The sequence below is a fragment of the Sorangium sp. So ce302 genome, from assembly GCF_051530145.1.
Lineage (GTDB): Bacteria > Myxococcota_A > Polyangia > Polyangiales > Polyangiaceae > Sorangium > Sorangium cellulosum_B.
Genome location: NZ_CP150326.1, coordinates 5,330,123 through 5,347,188 on the forward strand (window position 1 = coordinate 5,330,123; position 17,066 = coordinate 5,347,188).

Consider the following 17,066-nt stretch of genomic DNA (forward strand, 5'->3'; position numbering starts at 1 on the left):
GGTGGGGGACGCTCGCCGCCTGTTCTAGGCCCTGTAGACGCCGTATTGGCCCTTTTTGCCCTTCGCCCCGACGACGTGCTCTTGAATGCCGAGCCTTTCGAACATCGCTCCGCATCTCTCGCACGGGTCGACCCGCTTCCGCATCTTCGCGCTGTCGTACGTCTCGATCGAGAGCCCTTCGTCCTGGAATTTCTTTTTGATGCGCCGGTTCACCTCGGCGTCGACCTGCTCGGAGGTCATCCGATCCTGAACGCGCACTTTCTTCTGATCTTTCATCACGTCTCTTCGAATGTTCTCCCCCATGACCGTCAAGACCTGCGCCTCCGCGCACGGCTTGTCGCTGATGTGGCCGGCGGGCGTCACCTTGCCTCCCTCGCTGGGGTTCCTCCCCACATACGGCTTCGTACTGGTATCTTCATCCACGTACGTAAGGACGTTGCCGTCCTTGTCGAGGATGCGGGAATAGATGAGCCCATCGGGATCGATGATGGTCCACGGCTGGTTGCGCGCGTACCAGTAGGCGTTCAGCTCGCCGTCGATCTCTGCGGGATCGGGCGAGATGTACCTCCCGAGATCGGGGTCGTAGTAACGGTGCCTATTGTAGAAGAGCCCCGTCTCCACGTCCTCATACTGCCCCAGGAAGCGCACCTGTGTCGGCGCGCTGCCTCCGGCTTCGGACGTCACCTTCCCCCATGCCGTGCGGAACAGCTCGCCCGCGACCTCACCTTTCCCATCGACGAGGCGCTCCGGAAAGCCCGTCATGGCTTCGTTCAAATAGAAGAGCCATGGCCCCGCTACCGACCCCTCCCCGGTGTGCCTCGTATCGCGGTGAGCCCACGGAGCCCCGCTCTCATCGAAGCAGTAGGTGCGCTCCTCGATCTCCCCTTCGGGGATCCCCGCGATCTCGTGGGCGAGGGTCATCGCGTCCCAGCAGAAGCGCGTCGTGCGCAGGAGGCGCGCCTCACCGCTCTCTCCCTTCTGCCACACGGTCTTCTTCATCCTCCGCGCAAACGCGTCGTACATGAACTCAACCGTCGTTCCGTCTGGCCCCTGGATCTTCGAGAGCATTCCGCTCGCCGACCAAGCATAACGTGTCACGTGGTCGTCCCCGGCGGCGCCTCGCGCCCTTTTCTCGATCAGCCGACCCTGCTCGTCATAGAGGAAGCGGGTGGAGCCCTTGGTCTCCAGCCGGCCCCCGCTCTCGTAGCGGCGCACCTCCGCCCCTTCGCCGTGCTCATGGAGGTTTCCGGCGGCATCATAGCGGAAGCGCTCGACAGCATGGGGACGCCTGGCCGCGAGCCCATCGCGCGCTTCCTCGGGGATCACGGCCAGCAATTGGCCGAGCGCATCGTGTTCGAAGCGCTTGTGTCCGAAGTGCGCATCCCACGCGGCTGCGAGATGCCCCGCCGAGGTATATTGAAACGCCTGATCCACGGTCACGTCGAGCATACGGGGCCCCACCCACTCCGGCTCGCCTGGACGCAATGCGAGCGAGCTGGATGAGGGCCACACCCGCCGTGCAACGAGCCTGCCGCTCGCGTCGTACCGCGCGCCGATGCGGCCTCCGCCCGGCAGGTGGGTCTCGACCGGGAGTCCCCGTTCGTCCTGGCGCGAAAAGATCTCGTCGCGGCCGTCGAGCCGCGTGCGCGTACAGCGCCCGGCCTCATCAAAGGCCCACTCTACCGCATGACCTCGGGACGTCGCCCTCCGAAGCGCAGTCCCGACCCGATCGCAGGTCACCTCGACCTGAAACGCCTCGCCGTCCACGACCTGCTTCTCCCCGATCACCCATCCGACCGCGTTGCGTCGCAGCTCGACCGTACAGCCGCTCCCCTCCGCCAGGATCACCTCGCCACGGCCGTTGTATGAGAAGTGCTCCTCGGCTCCGTCGTCGTAGATCTTCTTCACCACGCGTCCGGCGAGGTCGCGCTGGAGCTCTGTCGTTTCGCTCCCACGGCGGATCAGGAGGACGCGCCCGAGCGCGTCGCGTTGATAGCGAATCTCCCGGCCATCGAACGTCCTCTCTGCGATCGGGAGGCCGAGAGCGCCGACCTCGATCGAGTACACCTCCCTGTTCGCATTGCGGATCTCGACGAGGCGTTCCTCGCGGTCGTACCGGAGCTGAATGACGCTCCCGTCCGGCAGGATGGCGTCCGCCAGCGAGCCGGTGCCTCCGCGCACGAGGCGGGTCGCCCGGCCGTCGGCATCTGTCACGCAGATGAGGTTCTCGTCGCCATCGTAATCGTAACGCGTCACAGCGCCGTTCGGTTCGCGCACCGCGAGGAGCAGCCCCTTGTTGCTGTAGGAGAACTCGGTCACGCTTCCGCTCTCGTCGCGCTCCGCCGTCCGCCTGCCGAGCTCGTCGTACGCGGCCGTCCAGCGTGTGCCGGAAGCGCGGAGCACCTCGACGAGATTGCCGTGTTCATCGTGACGGTAACGCGTCTGATGCCCCGTCGGAGCCACGGTCGCTTCCATGAGGCCGCGAGCGTCGAAGCGGACCTCGAAGGTCGCGCCGATCGGATCGGTCCAGAAGATCGCTCGCTCGGCGTACACCACCTCCGTCACGCTGCCTTCCGGATCGATGATCTTGCGGATATCGCCGTTCCGCAGCCGCTCGATCACCGTCACGTTCCCGAGCGGGTCCACGATTCGCGTCTCGTTCCCGAAGACATCGCGCGTCCAACAGGTCGTCGCTCCGAGTGGATCGGTGAACGAGCGCAGGTGGCCCCGCTCGTCATACGTGCGCGTATACACGCTTCCGGCTGTGATGGCCTTGTCGACCTTTCCGTGCTCATTGCCGAAGTAACGGTGAAATGTGACCGAGTCGGTGGCCTCCGAGTAGCCATCGGGATAGAAGTCGAGTCGAACGTGGTGCATGCCCTTCGCGGGCGTCTTGCCATCCGATAGAAGCGCCGGGACAGAGGCGGCGAGGCACGGGTCGACCGCGCCGGGGTAGTCTGCCCATGTCTCGACGCATCGTCCGGCGGGATCGTATCGGTAGTGGAACGTCAGCCCGGTCGGCCTCTGCTGCCAGACGAGCCGGTGCTCGTCGTCGTAGCCGTACTTCGTGGTGTTTCCATCCGCATCGGTCACTGCAACGAGATCGCCTGCTTGGTCGTGCTGGTAGCGCGCGAAGACGAGCGAACGCCCCCTGGACGCGCGGCTCACGAACTCGATCTGGCCGATACGTCCCGCGGACGCCGGTCGAATCCGTAGGACGCGCCCCACGCTGTCGGTGACCTGGGCCAGGCGACCTTCACTATAGGTGAGGGCGATTCGGTTGTTGAATGCATCTACCTGCGCGGCGAGGCGGAAGCGATGCTGCGTGCGGTCGCCCGGATCCGGCTCGAACAGCAGGCGATCCCCGTCCGGAAAATCGAGGGAAAAGCCGTCGCCCTCCTTGTGGAGGACCCAGCCATGCGGGCCGAGGACGCCAGCGTCCCGCGGAACGAGTCCGAAATCCTCCTCGTTGCCGTCGGCCGTGACGACGATGGTGGTCCGCCGGCGAAGCTCGATCGCCCATGCGAGGCTGTGGGTCCATCCGAAGCCGAGCCCGACGTCCCGCCCACGCGCCTGGCTGCCGTACGACCGAACGATCTGGAGAGGAAGGGGACCCGGGATGTCGACGTCCGTCTCGGGGACGGTGAACACGCGGCCTGTGACCACATCGACCGGGTCGCCCTGGGCGATCTTTCCGCTTCCGCGGCCGCCATGGTGGTTCGGGCAACCGCCGCCATCTTTACCTGCGCCGCAGGCGTTTTTTCCACCGCCCTTCGCCTTGTCGCCGCCGTTCTTGCCGCTGGCCCCCTGTCCTCGCGCCTTGCCACGGCCTGAGGCTCCGCCGCGCCCACCGACGACGGCGCCTCCTCCCATGATAAATACCCCCGGGTTCATGCCAGGAATCGCCGGAATGTTCGGGACAGGGGCGGTGCGGGCCATGACGGCAACGCTGCCAGAGGTCGGTTCTGGCCGTCAACCTCGCCTCAACCCCCCGTCGGGCGCTCCAGGTGCCCGCCGAACTTGTGCCGCATCGCGGAGAGGACCTTCTCGGCGAAGGTGTGATCGTGGCGTGAGCGGAAGCGCGCGTAGAGCGCCGAGGACAGCACCTCTGCGGGGACGGCCTCCTCGATCGCCGCCATCACGGTCCAGCGGCCCTCGCCGGAGTCCTGCACGAAGCCGCTGTACCCGGCGAGCTCCGGGCTCTCGGCGAGGGCGATCGCGGTGAGGTCGAGCAGCCACGACCCCACCACGCTGCCTCGACGCCACACCTCGGCGATCTCGCCGAGGTCGAGCGCGTACCGGTGCTCCTCGGGCAGGCGCTCCGTCGCCGCGTTCTTGAGGATGTCGAACCCCTCCGCGTAGGCCTGCATGAGGCCGTACTCGATGCCGTTGTGGACCATCTTCACGAAGTGCCCGGCGCCGACCGGGCCGCAGTGCAGGTAGCCCTCCTCCGACGTGCTGTGCGCGCCGCCCTGGGCCTCCTGCCTGCCCGGCGTGCGCGGGATGTCCCCCGGTCCCGGCGCGAGCGTGCGCAGGATTGGCTGCACCAGGGCGAACGCCTCGGGGGCGCCGCCCACCATGAGGCAGTAGCCGCGGTCGATCCCCCACACGCCGCCGCTCGTGCCCACGTCGACGTAGCGGATGCCCTTCGGGGCGAGCGCGCTGGCGCGGCGGACGTCGTCCTTGAAGTAGGTGTTGCCCCCGTCGATGATCACGTCGCCGGCGCCGAGCTGCTCGCCGAGCTCCTCCACGACGCGCTCGGTCGGCGCGCCCGCGGGCAGCATGACCCAGACCACGCGCGGCGACGCGAGCTGCGCCACCGCGCCGCCCAGGGAGGAGGCCGTCGCCGCGCCCTCCTCGCCGAGCCGCTTCACGCTGTCCTGGTTCAGATCGAACGCGACGACCTCGTGGCCGCCGCGCATGAGCCGGCGCGCCATGTTGGCGCCCATCCTGCCGAGTCCGATCATCGCGAGCTTCATCCGTCATGCTCCTGTGTGGGATCGCGGGCGTATCACAGCGCGCGGCGCGCGGCGCGCCGCCTTCACCGCTCCGGTCCGGGCGCTCCTCCGGCTGCGGCGGCTACCGGCGCGCCGGCTGTGCCTGCTGCCGGATCGCGCCCACCGCGTGCTCGAGCGCGCTCTTCAGCGTGCTGAACACCGGGATCCCGTCGAGGCTGCCGCCGGACTCCAGGATGCGCCCGACCATCGCCGTCGGGACGCCGGAGACGATGCACCGGCTGCCGAGCAGCCTCGTCGCCGCGAAGATCCGCAGCAGGTGATCGATGGTCGAGGTGTCCGCCGCCTGCGCGCCGGTGAGGTCCACGATCATGAAGCGGGCGCCGTGCCGGACGACCGCGTCGAGCACCTCTTCCATCATGCGGGCCGCCCTCGCGCTGTCGATCGTGCCGATCACGGGCAGCGTGAGCACGCCGTCCCACACCTGGATGATCGGCGTCGACATCTCGAGCATCGCCTCGTGCGCCGCGCGGACCCGGTCGAGCTGCAGGCGCAGCTCGATCTGGACCCGCTCGAGCTCGTCGTTCTGCTCGCGCAGCTGCGCGCTCGCGGCGGCGAGGTCGAGCGAGTTCTTGAGCGTCGTGTACGTGGCCCCGACGTACAGCGCGTACGTGGTCGCGCTCGCCAGCGCCTTCCGGTCGATCTGGCGCTGGTCTCCCAGGGCGAAGAGCATCGTGCCGATGGTCTTCTTGTAGACCTGGATCGGCACATGGAAGACGACGTCGGGGTCCTCCGCGAGGAGCCATGCGCGCGCGCGATCCGCCTCGCGCGCCTCGTCCCACGGCCCCCTGAACCAGGCGGGGCGCTGCGCCTCCAGCGCCGCGACCATCCAGGCGTCCACGACGACGCCGCCGCCCTCGGGCGCCCCGTACTCGAAGGTGCCGCGCTCGTACCTCGCCGCGATCCTGGCGCCGCCGCCATCTTTGGCGAGGACGACACAGAGCCGCTGGGACGGGACGATCCAGCGCGCGCTCGCGCAGACCTCTTCCCACAGCGACCGCAGGTCCGGCTGGTTGGCGAGCTTGAGGAGGATCTCGTTCAGGACGCCGAGGACGATCCATCCGCCGCCGGCTTCGGGGGGCTGGCCAGGCTCTGGCGTCAGCATCAGCGATCGGCGTCGAGCGGGCGGCCCGCGGCGTAGGTCCGTGGCTCGATGGCGCGCGCGGAGGCCGCTGTCATGACGCTCTCACCGGGTCGCTTCCGCGCCGTCGTCGACGCGAGCATCGGGCTCGGGACCAGATCGAATCTCGGCACGGTGAACACTCCTCGCGCGCAGCGCGCAGCCGCATCCTACCGCGCAATCCGCCCGCGGTGGAGGGGCTCTTGCCCGAGGCGGGCTGCCGTGGGGCTGCCGCCCGGGGGAACGCGCTCGGTGCTCCTGCGTGCTACCGCTAGGTCATGAAGATCAAGGCACGCGACGGCAAGGTCTACGAGGTTGCCCCTGCTCCGCCCGGCGGGAGCCACGAGGTGCGGCTCGACGGCAAGGTGGTCGGCTCGTTCGTGCTCCTGCCGGACGAGACGCAGGTCACGGTGAAGAGCAAGCCCGCCACCGACGCGCTCCTCGTGGACATCGCCGATCGGTTCGTCGCCGAGGGCGGCGCGCCCATGGGGATCAGCTGAGCCGTCACGGCGCGCCCGCGAGCCTCACCTCACGGAGGACCTCTGCCGGGGTGAAGCAGGCGACCGCGGGCGACGCTCCCTTGACGCGCTCCCGCAGGCGCGGCGCGGGCCGCGTCCGGAGCGCTCGCGCCCAGCATGCGCTGGCCGCGATGGCCGTACTCGATGAAGCGGTACTTCGAGCCGTCGGTCCACCCCGAGAGCGCGTCACGCGTCACGCGTCGCGGGATAGTCGGCGACTGGGGCTGGACCGAATTCGGCAAGCTCGCTCCGCTCCCCGAGGGTGGGCGGCCTGTCGAGGGCTGGCCGGTTCGGGGCGAGGCGTGGACCGAGGTGGTGCGTGGCCTTCGCGCGGCTCGACGCTGCGCCGGATGTCGAGTCTGCAGCCGTCGCGCTGGCCGGCGCGCTGCGCGTCACCTCCGGGCCGGATCGGTGGCAGCGGGCGCTGTCGGTCCTCGCAGCGGGCCCGGCCGTGCTCGTGCTGGACAACCTGGAGACGCCCTGGGATGGCGACGACCGGTCCGGGACCGAGGCGTTGCTCGCGGAGCTTGCGGCCGTGCCGGGCCTGTCGCTTGTGGCGTCGGTGCGCGGCGCGGGCCGGCCGGGTCACGTGACCTGGAGCTCGCCCGTCGAGCTCCGGCCGCTGGGGCGGGCCGAGGCGGAGGCGGTGTTCTGCGCGATCGCGGGCGAGGAGCACCGGGGCAAGCCGGCGCTCTCGGCGCTCCTTCCCCTCATGGAGGGCATCCCGCTGGCGATCACGCTGCTGGCACAAGCGGCCCACGGCAACGATCTGGTCAACCTGAAGGAGGAGTGGGAGGCGCGCCGGACGGCGGTGCTGGAGCGCGACGGTGGAGCCCGCGATCGGCTCCGGAGCTGGAAGACCTCGCTCGAGTTGTCGCTCGGATCGCCGCGAATGGCGGCCGGCGCGCGCCGGCTGCTCTCGGTGCTGGCGGTGCTGCCGGACGGCATCGCGCAGCGGGATTTTGCGGTGCTCTTGCCGGGAACAGGGCCGGCGGCGGCGCGGGCGCTGGCGCAGGTAGGGCTGGCTTACTTCGAGGGCGGCCGGCTGAAGATGCTCTCGCCGGTGCGCGAGTACGTGGCGGTCGCGCGCTGGAGGTGGCGCAGCGCGCCGGAGACCGGCGGCGAGAGGCGCTGTGCGCCCAGAGCCTTGGCGACATCGCGCTGCCGCGCTCGCATCACGACGAGGCCACAGCGCGCTACCAGGAAGCGCTGCCGCTCTACCGGCAGGTAGGGTCATTGCGCGGCGAGGCCAATTGCATCAAGAGCCTTGGAGATATTGCGCTGGAGCGTTCACAGCACGACGAGGCGAGGACGCGCTATCAAGAAGCGCTGCCGCTCTACCGGCAGGTGGGGGCTGTGCATGGCGAGGCCGACTGCATCGAGAGCCTTGGAGACATCGCGCAAGCCCACAGCGAAACCAGCGCTGCCCGTGCTCGCTACGAGGAGGCCCTGGCTCTTTACGAGCGCATCCCGGCGCCTTACTCCATCGGCTGGACACATCACCGCCTCGCCGTCCTCGCGCCCGACTCGGCCGCTCGGCGGCGGCACATCGAGGCCGCGTGCAGCGCATGGCGTAGCATCGATCGGAACGATCTGGTCGCCCAGCTGGACCAGGACTTCCCCTCCTGAGCTCTCGCGACGCCGCACGGTCCAACCTCGGGCACACCAGCAGGTGAACCGTCGCTTGCAGACCCTGGGAGTGCGCTGCGGCGCGGATACTTGCCCCGCCTGTCCCGTCCGTTAGAGACGCCCCATGGGCTCGACCCGGACGGCCTGGCACGCGCTGTTCGCAGCGCAGCTCGTCCAGCGGGGCCCACGCCGGTTCGAAGCGCGACGCGAGGTGCCGCTGTCGACCGAGCCGCTGCGCGCCGCCTACCTGCTGCAGCGCGCGGACGCGGGCTCGACCGATCCGGAGGTCGCGCCCGCCTGGTCCGGACCATCCGCGGTCGACCCCGATCAACGGCGGAGAAGGTCCTTCTCCCGCCTGCCTCTCGTCCTGGCCAAATCTGGGCAAATGCCGATGTTGGCCCGGTCGTAACGCTATATCCCAGCCGCCGGTTGCGCGCCAGCGTCCCGGCCGTACCCGCGCGCCCGCCGCTCGCGGCGGAGCGCCGTAAGAAATCGTCAATGCGGCAAGCCGCCTGAATGCCCGCAACGTCCCATCGACACCGGCACCACCACGACCGGCGTCATCACGAATGCGGACGGCGATGGTGTCGAGGCGCTGCCCGGCCGCCCGCCCCCGACGAGTTGACCGCCGGATGCGTAACCCGCGTCGCGTACCCCGCCGTTCACCCCACGGCGCGTATCCCGCTGTTCACGGCGAGTATCCCGCTGTTCACTGCGCACCGTGTACCCCGCTGTTCACTGCGCGTCGTGTACCTCGCTGTTCACCCCACGGCGCGTATCCCGCCGTTCACCCCATGGCGAGTATCCCGCTGTTCACTGCGCACCGTGTACCCCGCTGTTCACTGCGCGACACGCGACACGCGACACGCGACACGCGACACGCGAGACGCGAGACGCGAGACGCGAGACGCGACAGATGCACACGCGCGCACCAGCGAACCAAAAACCTCTCAGGGCTATTGTATGTTGTCTAAACTAAGAATATAAGAAGAATCATGCGATACTTCCATACGAGCGCTGCTAGCGCTTGCCTCACTCTTCTCGTGCTCGCAGGGATCCCCGGGACGGCATTCGGGGCACCGACCGCGATCACGTACACCATCAACCACGCCGATTGCGGCGCCGGCGCGTTCTCGCTGTACCTGAATGGGGTCCACCTCGACACGGTCGTGAGCACCAACGGCTGCGATTGCAATTCGGAGACGCTCCAGAGGACGTTCACCGAGCCCGACGTCCTCGCCCTCTACAATCCCGCGGCGTGCAATGATCTCCAGGTCGATGTCGTCGACGGCGGGTCGACGGCCGTCGGCTTCGCCCGCGTGTACGTCGAGGCGACCGAAGGCGCGTCGCTCCTCTGCCTGTACGATGCGGTCTCCGGCCCGATCCCCTGCGCGGATCGCGACGTCTGCGACGGCTACGAGATCGGGCTGTCGTCGCTCTCGAGCGACGACGGCGACCACATCGCGCCGGGCCTGGGCGCGGGTTGCGACAACTGCGCCAACCACGGCAACCCGGACCAGGCCGACGCGGACGGAGACGGGATCGGCGACGCCTGCGATCCGTGTCCGCTCGGCGATACCGACGGCGATACGTTCTGCGATGCGACCGACAACTGCGCCAGCGTCGCCAACTGGGACCAAACCGACAGCGACCTCGACGGGATCGGCGACGCCTGCGACAACTGCCCCGCTGCCGCGAATCCAGACCAGCTCGACAGCGATGCTGACGGCCTCGGGGACGCATGCAAAGACGTGTGCGTCACCCTGCAGCGAGGCGCCTTCGGCGCGGTCGAGGACGCCGATATCTGGGAAGCCTTCCCCCGCTACAGCGACGGCCACATCCCTTACAACTACTCGGGCGACTCCAACGGCGCGCGCAAGCAGGCGCTCTACCGGTTCGGGCTCGACGGCATCCCCGCCGGGGCCACCGTCACGTCGGCAGAGTTCGGCGTCGTCGCCTTCGGATCGAGCGACGAGACCGTCCGTGCTCACCGGATCACCGTGCCGTGGAGCGAAGACAAAGTGACCTGGCAGAGCTTCGCCGCGAGCTACGACAAGGCCACCGCGGCGGAGCTCACCTATGTCAGCCCCTATGCCATGAGCGCCGATCTGACCGGGCTCGTCCAGGCGTGGGTCGACGGCACGACACCGAACTACGGCTTCCTCGTCGAGGAAGGGCCGGACGGGCGCACGTCGTACCGCTCGAGCGATCACCCCCTCCAGAGCGACCGCCCCTGGCTCGAGGTCTGTTATCTCGCCCGCTGATCCATTCCGCGCGGCCGCCCCTCCGCCCCATCACCCACATCACACAACCGCTCCTCGGCGCTCTGATCCACGCCGCGCGGCCGCTGCTCCGCCCCGTCGTCCGCCGGGTAGGTCTGCCCGAGCGCCGCGGGAGGCGTCGCGTCGAACGCGCGCAGGAGCGGGCGGCGCGCGGCGCTCGGCAGCAGCGCGGAGGCGCGCTCCAGGAGCCCGCTCGATGTGAGCCCGAGGACCGCGATCATCAGCGCGAACGGCGCCACGCTGAAGACCTGCGTCGGAACCGATGGCAGAGCGCTCTGGCCGAGGCTCGCCGCCGACGAGAGCACGCCGAAGAGGTACGCGCCGAGCGCCGCTCGCACCGGATGGAAGCCGCCGAAGATCACGATCGCCAGCGCGATCCAGCCGTAACCCGCCGTGTGGCGGTGGCTCCATCCCGCCTTGAAATCGAGCGAGTACGCCGCGCCGGCGATGCCCACGAGCGCCCCGCCCACGAGCGTCGCCGCCGTGCGCACCCACGTCACATGCGCGCCGCGCGCGTGCGCCGCCGCCGGCTGCTCGCCCACCGCGCGGACGAGGAGCCCCGCGCGCGTGCGATAGAGGAAGAGCCACGCGCAGGCGACGAGGACGTAGCTGCCATACACCACGGGATCGCTCTGGAACAGCAGCGGCCCCACGAGCGGCACGTCCCGCAGCACCGGGATCGACGCCGCCGGCACCGTCGGCCCGGGGACGCGCACGTACGGGCCGCCGAGCACCGACGAGAGATCCGCGCAGAGCATCGCCAGGACGAAGCCGACCGCGATCTGGGAGCGGCCGAGGTAGATCCCGCCGATCGCCACGACGAGCGCGACGAGCGCCCCGGTCGCGGCCGCGGCGGCGAAGCCGGCGAGGACGCTCCCGGTCGACAGGGCGGCCGCGAAGCCGACCATCGCCGAGAGCATCATCGCGCCCTCGGCCGAGAGGTTGATGACGCCGGCCCGCTCGGTCAGCGTCTCGCCGACCGCCGCGTAGACGAGCGGCGTCGACGCCGCGAGCGCGGTCGCGAGCAGCGAGAGGAGCTCGGCGCCGCCGTCGCTCATGAGGGCTGCTCCTTCCATCGGAGGCGTCCTTCCATCAGCCCTGCCTCCATCGGCCTCGTCCCTTCGGGCCTCGTGCCATCAGGCCACCTCCGGCCGGCCGCCGCCGCGCGCCGCCCGGGGGGACAGGAGCGCGAACAGGACGAGCGCGCCCTGGAGCACGCCCGACAGCGAGGACTCCAGCCCGAGGGTCATCGGGAGCTCCAGGCTGCCGACGTTGAGCGCGCTGAAGAACAGGGCGATCGGCGCGACGAGCGCGGCGCGCCGCCCGGCGAGCATCACCACGAGCAGCGAGAGGAAGCCGAGGTTGCTCGAGATGCTCGGGATGAGCCGGTGGAACGTGCCGAGCACCTGCAGCGCGCCGGCGACGCCGGCGAGCGCGCCGGAGACCGCGAACGCAAGGAGCACCTGCCGCGCCGCGAGCACGCCGAGCACCTCCGCGGCCGGCGGGCTCAGCCCCACCGCCCGCAGCCGGAGCCCGAGGTGGGTCCGCCCGAGCACGACGGCGGTCCCGAGGAGCGAGAGGACCCCGAGCAGGAGCGCGACGGGGCTGAGATCGGTGCCGCCCAGCGTGGAGAGCCAGAGCGCGCCGTCGAGCGGCTCGGTGCCGGCCATGGACGCGACGCCAGGGCGCTTCCACGGGCCGAAGACGAGGTACAGGACCAGCCCCTGGGCCACGAAGTTCATGCCGAGGCCCGCGAAGATCTCGCTCACCCGGACCCGCGTGTGCAGCGCGCCCGTGAGGGTGCCCCAGAGCACCCCGCCGATCGCGCCCGCGCCGACGCAGAGCGCGACAACGACACCCGCCGGGAGGTGCGGCCACAGGGCGCGCGCCGCGCCCGTGGCGCAGACGGCGCCCAGGACGAGCTGCCCCTCGACGCCGAGGTGGTACAGGCCAGCGCGAAACGTGAAGAGCAGGCCGCTCCCACAGAGGAGCAGCGGCGCCAGCGTGACGAGCACCCGCGCGGCGCGATCCGTGGAGCCGAACGCGCCCTTCCACAGGCCCGCGGCCACCGCCGCCGGCGAGGCGCCGAGGAGCGCGCAGAGGCCCGCCACGAGCGCGAACGCCAGGGCCAGCGGTGCGAGGCGAAGGAGGAGGGATACGGCCCCGCGGCGCACGGCGCGCTCGGCTGGGGCGCTCGGTTCGGAGCTCATCGATCAGACCCCGCAGGCGCCGGGGGCAGCGCAGGTGCACCAGGCGCCGAGGGCAGGGCGGCGTCGTCGAGCTCGCCTCCGATCATCCGCCCGAGCCGGTCCAGCGTGAGGTCGGCGACGCCGACGGGCGGCGAGACGCGCCCGCCGCTGAACACGAGGATGCGATCGCTGTAGCGCATCAGCTCGTCGAGGTCGGACGACGCGAACAGGAGCGCCGCGCCCGCACGGCACCGCGCGAGGAGCTGCTCCCAGACCCAGCGCGCCGACGCGATGTCGAGCCCCCGGGTCGGCTGCTCCAGGAGGAGCAGCGCGAGGCCCGCGGGGAGGAGCGCGAGCTGGGTGCGCTGCTGGTTGCCGCCGGAGAGCCGCTCGACGGGCGTGTCGGGCCGGCCCCGGATCCGGAGCGCCTCGATCGCCCGCTCGGCTGCGCGCCGGATCTCCCGCGGGCGCAGGAAGAGCCCGGGCCGCGGCGCGCGCAGCGCGACGTGCTCCTCGATGGAGAGGCCCGCGATGAGGCCCTCGCGACGGCGATCGGCGGGCAGGTAGCCCACGCCGGCGCGCAGGAAGGCCGGGTAGGGGCGGCCGGTCAGGTCGGCCCCGCCCACGACGACGCGTCCCCGCCGCGCCCGGAGCAGCCCCGCGCAGGCGCGCAGCAGGAGGCGCTGGCCGCTCCCCTCGAGGCCCGCGAGCCCGATCACCTCGCCGCGGCGGACGGCCAGGTGGGCGATGCGCACGTCGAGCCGGTGATCGCCGAACGCCACGCCCCCGAGGGCGAGCGCCTCGCCGCCGCTCGGCTCCGCGCCGCCGCTCGGCTCGGGCAGGCGCTCCAGGGGCGCGAGCGCCGCGCCGCCGCCCTCCTCGGGGGACCGCTCCTGAGGCGCGAGCGCCTCGCCGAACATCAGCGCGACGAGACGATCGGCACCGGCCGGCATCTCCGCCTCTCCCGCCACCTTGCCGTGCCGCAGCACCGTCACGCGATCGCAGAGCGCCTCGACGTCGGAGAGCTTGTGCGACACGAGGACGATCGCCTTGCCGTCCGCCTTGAGCCGCCGCAGCGCGGAGAACAGGGCCTCCTGCTGCGCCCCGGAGATCCCCGTCGTGGGCTCGTCCAGGAGCAGCGCTCGGACGCCCAGCGAGAGGAGCCGCAAGAGCTCGATCTGCTGGCGCTCCCCGAGGGTGAGCCGGGCGACGTGCTCGTCCGGGTCGACGGAGAAGCCGAAGCGCGCCGCGAGCGCGAGCAGCTCCTCGCGCGCCGCGCGCCGGGGGAGGAAGACGCCCGCGGCGCGGCCACGGATTGCGAGCAGCGAGCGCGCACCGCCTTCAACGCCGCGCGCGCGGGGCCGGGCGACGAGGTAGCTCTCCAGGACGGTGAGCGGCGGGAAATCGAGCGGCTCCTGGTGGAGCGCGCCGACGCCGGCGGCGAGCGCGTCCGCAGGGCTCGCGAGCGCCACCGGGCGGCCGTCGAAGAGCAATCGACCCGCGTCCGGGCGGAGGAGCCCGCCCAGGATCCGGAGGAGCGTGCTCTTGCCGGCGCCGTTCTCGCCGAGCAGCCCGTGGACGGCGCCAGCCTGGATCGTCAGCGACACGCCGTCGTTGGCCTTGACCGGGCCGAACCGCTTCGCGACGCGCTCGATCTCGATCCGCATGGGTCACCGCCCGGAGACGGCTACTTGCTCGGCCCGGTGATCCCCCGGACCAGCTGCGGCAGATACCAGATCTGCTGGGGCGTCGCGGCCTCGCCGTCCTTCAGGAACTCGGTGCCGTCCTGGAACTTGAGCGGCCCCTTGAAGAGGTCGAGCCCGTTGGCCAGCTCGATGACGAACGCGCCGAGCGGCGCCTGCGCCTCCCCCAGCGCGGCGCCAGGCCCGAAGCCGACGACCGACGACTCGCCGTTCAGGTCGCGGAAGTCCGGCCCTTGCCAGACGAAATCGCTCGCGTACTTGCCCGCGCGCGCCTTCTCGATCGCGTCGCGGTAGAGCGGCGCCCAGTTGTAGTACGCGACGCCGAGGCAGATCTCCGGCGCCAGGTCGCAGCCGGCCCTGTGGTCGTAATGGACGTACTTGACCTTCTTGCCCGCGCCGCTCGCCTTCTTGGCCTGCAGCGCGGCCTCGGGCGTGTCCAGCCCGGTCATCAGCACGTCGAAGCCGCCGCCGATGAAGTCGTCGGACACCTTGGTGGGGTCGAGGGTGACGCCCGGGATGTTGAACCAGAAGCCGATCCACGTGACCTTGAACGTGAGGTCCTCCGGCTTCTTCTTCTGGTACTTCTCCCAGCAGTACCGCGCGCCGAGGTACGCCGCGGTGACCAGCCGGCGGGTCTCGTCGTTCACGAGCGGGCCGACAACCCCGATCTTGCCCGTCTCGGTGCCGAGCGCCGCGGCGCACCCGGCGATGTGCTGGGCCGTCTCGATACGCCCCATGAGGTTGCCCAGGTTCGGCTGGGGCTTGTGGTTCTTGCCCTCCTTCCAGGCGTAATCGCCGGAGATGTGGATGACCGTGACCTCCGGGTGCTTGCGCGCGGTCTCGAGGGCGTCGTCCTTGTAATCGTCGGAGTTGTAGACGACGAACCGCGCGCCCCGGGAGATGAGATCGTCCGCGACCTGGGAACCCTTCACGTTCGGGCGGTCGGACGGGTTCACCTTGTCGACATACTCGAAGCCGACGTCCGGCATCTTGGCGAGCACCGACCGGATGCCGTCGTGATGGGCCTGGTTCCACCCTTTGTCGTTGTAGGGGCCGACAAGCACCATGCCGACCTTGTAGGGGGCGGCCTGCGCCGCGGGCGCAGCGCTCGCCGGCGCCGCGGCGCTGGGGCCGGCGGTCTTCTCCGAGGGCGGGCTCGTGCTCGTCGACGAGCCCTGGCACGCGCCGGCCAGCAGCGACAGCGCGATGGTGAGGGCGGCGGGCGGGCGGGCAGCGGGGCGCGGGACAGCGAGGGCCGCGGGCGACTTCGGCGGGTGAGGTGTCACCGAGGCATCGTGGGCGGGAATGTCGCAGGGTGTCAAGAACCGCCGAGACAGACGACGCCGAGCGCAGGTGTGCTGGGCGTCGTCCGCGTTTCACTGCGGTATCACGATCACGTCTTCGCAGGTGAAGTCGACCCCCAGGGCCGCTTCGGGGTCCGCCTGGATCGTGGCGCACGTGCTGTCGCAGAGCACGATCTGGGTCGGGTTCGCGGCGCTGTCGTAACGCCAGGCGTTCTCGCTCGCGCACTCCTGGTCGTAGGAGAGCGCCGTCGGGTTACCTCCGCCGCTCTGGTACGTCACGCGGACCCGCTGCGCGTCGAAGCTCCGCCCGTCGGGAGCGGGCGGGATCTCGACCGTGCAGGAGACCGAGGCGCCGCGGATCGCGTCGATCGCCGCCTTGAAGGCAGCCGAGGTCGCCCCGGGATTGCCCGTGTCGATCAGGTAGGCTTGCTCCGTCCCGCCCGCGTCGGCGATCTGGTGCAGGTTGTCGAGGTCGTGCGGCGCGCCCTCGATCGGCGGGTTGTCGACGCCGATGACGTACGTCGGGACGCCGTCCTCGAGCGCGCCGGCCGCGGCGTCCGACACGCCCTCGATCCTGTTGGCCTCCGTGCCGCAGCCCGCAGGATAGCCGTCCGTGACGAGGACGATGGCGTACCTGCCGGGCGTGGCCTGCCGCTGGTCTTCGACGTACGAGATCGTCCCCTGCATGACGAACAGCGTCGGCGTGCCGCCGCGCCAGTCGGCGCTGGTGGCCGGGGTGACCGCGGTGATCGCCTCCTCGAAGCGCGCAGAGGGCAGCGGCGTCATCGGGACCTCCGGTCTCTCGTAGGTCTCGGCCGAGCACTTCTCATCGCGGTCCTCGTCGTCGCTCGGAAAGAACCTGAGCGACGCGTTGATGCCCTCGGACAGGGGATCACTGAAGAACTGCTTCGTCGCCGCCACGACGGGATCCCACTTGAGCTCCTTGTCGTACCAGGGCTCGTCGCCCATGCCCATGCTGCCGGACACGTCGAACGCGAAGGCGAGGTACACGGGCTGGAGGTCGGCGCTGGCCGACTGGGTGGCGCACGCCCCACCTTGGCCCGAGGAGCTGCCGTTGCTCGAGGAGCCGCCTTGCCCCGAGGAGCCGCTTGCGCCCGGACCGCCCGATCCGAAATCGCCGCTCGTGCTCTGGGAGCTCCCCTGGCCAGAGCCCCCGCTCCCCGGGCCGCCGCTCTGCGAGCTCCCGTCGCCGTCGCTGGCGCCATTGCCCCCACATCCAACGCCGATCGCACCCACTGTCAGCAACACAATGGCCATCGTGGGCAATCTCATAAGTCGAACCCTC

At 70.6% G+C, this 17,066-nt stretch carries 15 protein-coding genes and 1 pseudogene; 5 read left to right on the forward strand and 11 right to left on the reverse strand.

The genetic code is table 11. From position 1 onward, the window contains the following. Nucleotides 1-24: 24 nt before the first annotated feature. The 4 genes from WME73_RS20180 to WME73_RS20195 all read right to left on the reverse strand — a co-directional run bounded on the left by WME73_RS20180 (nucleotide 25) and on the right by WME73_RS20195 (nucleotide 6,269). A complete protein-coding gene (locus WME73_RS20180) occupies nucleotides 25-3,939 on the reverse strand; it encodes an RHS repeat-associated core domain-containing protein (protein ID WP_437916785.1) in 3,915 nt (1,304 codons plus the stop codon). A 44-nt stretch (nucleotides 3,940-3,983) separates the two neighbouring features. Beyond that, entirely contained in the window at nucleotides 3,984-4,979 is a 996-nt protein-coding gene (gene gnd / locus WME73_RS20185) for a phosphogluconate dehydrogenase (NAD(+)-dependent, decarboxylating) (RefSeq protein ID WP_437916786.1), read from the reverse strand. Nucleotides 4,980-5,079: 100 nt separating this feature from the next. Beyond that, a complete protein-coding gene (locus WME73_RS20190) occupies nucleotides 5,080-6,120 on the reverse strand; it encodes an STAS domain-containing protein (RefSeq protein ID WP_437916787.1) in 1,041 nt (346 codons plus the stop codon). Next, entirely contained in the window at nucleotides 6,120-6,269 is a 150-nt protein-coding gene (locus tag WME73_RS20195; protein WP_437916788.1) for a hypothetical protein, read from the reverse strand. Before WME73_RS20195 ends, WME73_RS20190 begins: the two co-directional genes overlap by 1 nt. 144 nt (nucleotides 6,270-6,413) lie before the next feature. Between WME73_RS20195 and WME73_RS20200 the strand changes: the two genes are divergently transcribed. Further along, complete coding sequence (locus tag WME73_RS20200; protein WP_012236178.1) at nucleotides 6,414-6,635, forward strand: hypothetical protein; 222 nt, start codon at nucleotides 6,414-6,416, stop codon at nucleotides 6,633-6,635. 29 nt (nucleotides 6,636-6,664) lie between these two features. On the opposite strand, the gene WME73_RS20205 is transcribed toward WME73_RS20200, so the two are convergent. Further along, the gene (locus WME73_RS20205; protein ID WP_437916789.1) at nucleotides 6,665-6,850 is read right to left on the reverse strand and encodes a hypothetical protein; all 186 of its coding nucleotides are present in this window, start codon (nucleotides 6,848-6,850) and stop codon (nucleotides 6,665-6,667) included. Between the two features lie 122 nt (nucleotides 6,851-6,972). Here WME73_RS20205 and WME73_RS20210 point away from each other — a divergent pair, with 122 nt between their 5' ends. The 4 genes from WME73_RS20210 to WME73_RS20225 all read left to right on the forward strand — a co-directional run bounded on the left by WME73_RS20210 (nucleotide 6,973) and on the right by WME73_RS20225 (nucleotide 10,546). Then, on the forward strand, nucleotides 6,973-7,884 hold the full coding sequence (locus WME73_RS20210) for a hypothetical protein (RefSeq protein ID WP_437916790.1): 912 nt from the start codon (nucleotides 6,973-6,975) through the stop codon (nucleotides 7,882-7,884). Further along, entirely contained in the window at nucleotides 7,863-8,282 is a 420-nt protein-coding gene (locus WME73_RS20215; RefSeq protein WP_437917415.1) for a tetratricopeptide repeat protein, read from the forward strand. Before WME73_RS20210 ends, WME73_RS20215 begins: the two co-directional genes overlap by 22 nt. 124 nt (nucleotides 8,283-8,406) lie before the next feature. Continuing rightward, on the forward strand, nucleotides 8,407-8,691 hold the full coding sequence (locus WME73_RS20220; RefSeq protein ID WP_437916791.1) for a hypothetical protein: 285 nt from the start codon (nucleotides 8,407-8,409) through the stop codon (nucleotides 8,689-8,691). Between the two features lie 634 nt (nucleotides 8,692-9,325). Further along, nucleotides 9,326-10,546 carry a DNRLRE domain-containing protein gene (locus WME73_RS20225; protein ID WP_437916792.1) on the forward strand — a complete coding sequence of 407 codons (1,221 nt, stop codon included), beginning with the start codon at nucleotides 9,326-9,328 and terminating at the stop codon, nucleotides 10,544-10,546. On the opposite strand, the gene WME73_RS20230 is transcribed toward WME73_RS20225, so the two are convergent. From WME73_RS20230 to WME73_RS20255, 6 genes and pseudogenes are all read right to left on the reverse strand, one after another. Then, nucleotides 10,531-11,640: an ABC transporter permease gene (locus tag WME73_RS20230; RefSeq protein ID WP_437916793.1), complete on the reverse strand. Its 1,110-nt coding sequence runs from the start codon at nucleotides 11,638-11,640 to the stop codon at nucleotides 10,531-10,533. The two genes, WME73_RS20225 and WME73_RS20230, sit on opposite strands and share 16 nt — an antisense overlap. 60 nt (nucleotides 11,641-11,700) lie before the next feature. Continuing rightward, a complete protein-coding gene (locus tag WME73_RS20235) occupies nucleotides 11,701-12,774 on the reverse strand; it encodes an ABC transporter permease (RefSeq protein WP_437916794.1) in 1,074 nt (357 codons plus the stop codon). Continuing rightward, nucleotides 12,771-13,706 (reverse strand): ATP-binding cassette domain-containing protein, encoded by a 936-nt coding sequence (locus WME73_RS20240; RefSeq protein WP_437917416.1) that lies wholly within the window; start codon nucleotides 13,704-13,706, stop codon nucleotides 12,771-12,773. Before WME73_RS20240 ends, WME73_RS20235 begins: the two co-directional genes overlap by 4 nt. Before the next feature lie 174 nt (nucleotides 13,707-13,880). Further along, nucleotides 13,881-14,357 (reverse strand): annotated as a pseudogene (locus WME73_RS20245) (ATP-binding cassette domain-containing protein); the annotation flags it as partial. An 83-nt stretch (nucleotides 14,358-14,440) separates the two neighbouring features. Beyond that, the gene (locus WME73_RS20250; protein ID WP_437916795.1) at nucleotides 14,441-15,742 is read right to left on the reverse strand and encodes a BMP family lipoprotein; all 1,302 of its coding nucleotides are present in this window, start codon (nucleotides 15,740-15,742) and stop codon (nucleotides 14,441-14,443) included. Between the two features lie 90 nt (nucleotides 15,743-15,832). Next, nucleotides 15,833-17,053 (reverse strand): vWA domain-containing protein, encoded by a 1,221-nt coding sequence (locus WME73_RS20255; protein WP_437747057.1) that lies wholly within the window; start codon nucleotides 17,051-17,053, stop codon nucleotides 15,833-15,835. Nucleotides 17,054-17,066 lie beyond the last annotated feature (13 nt).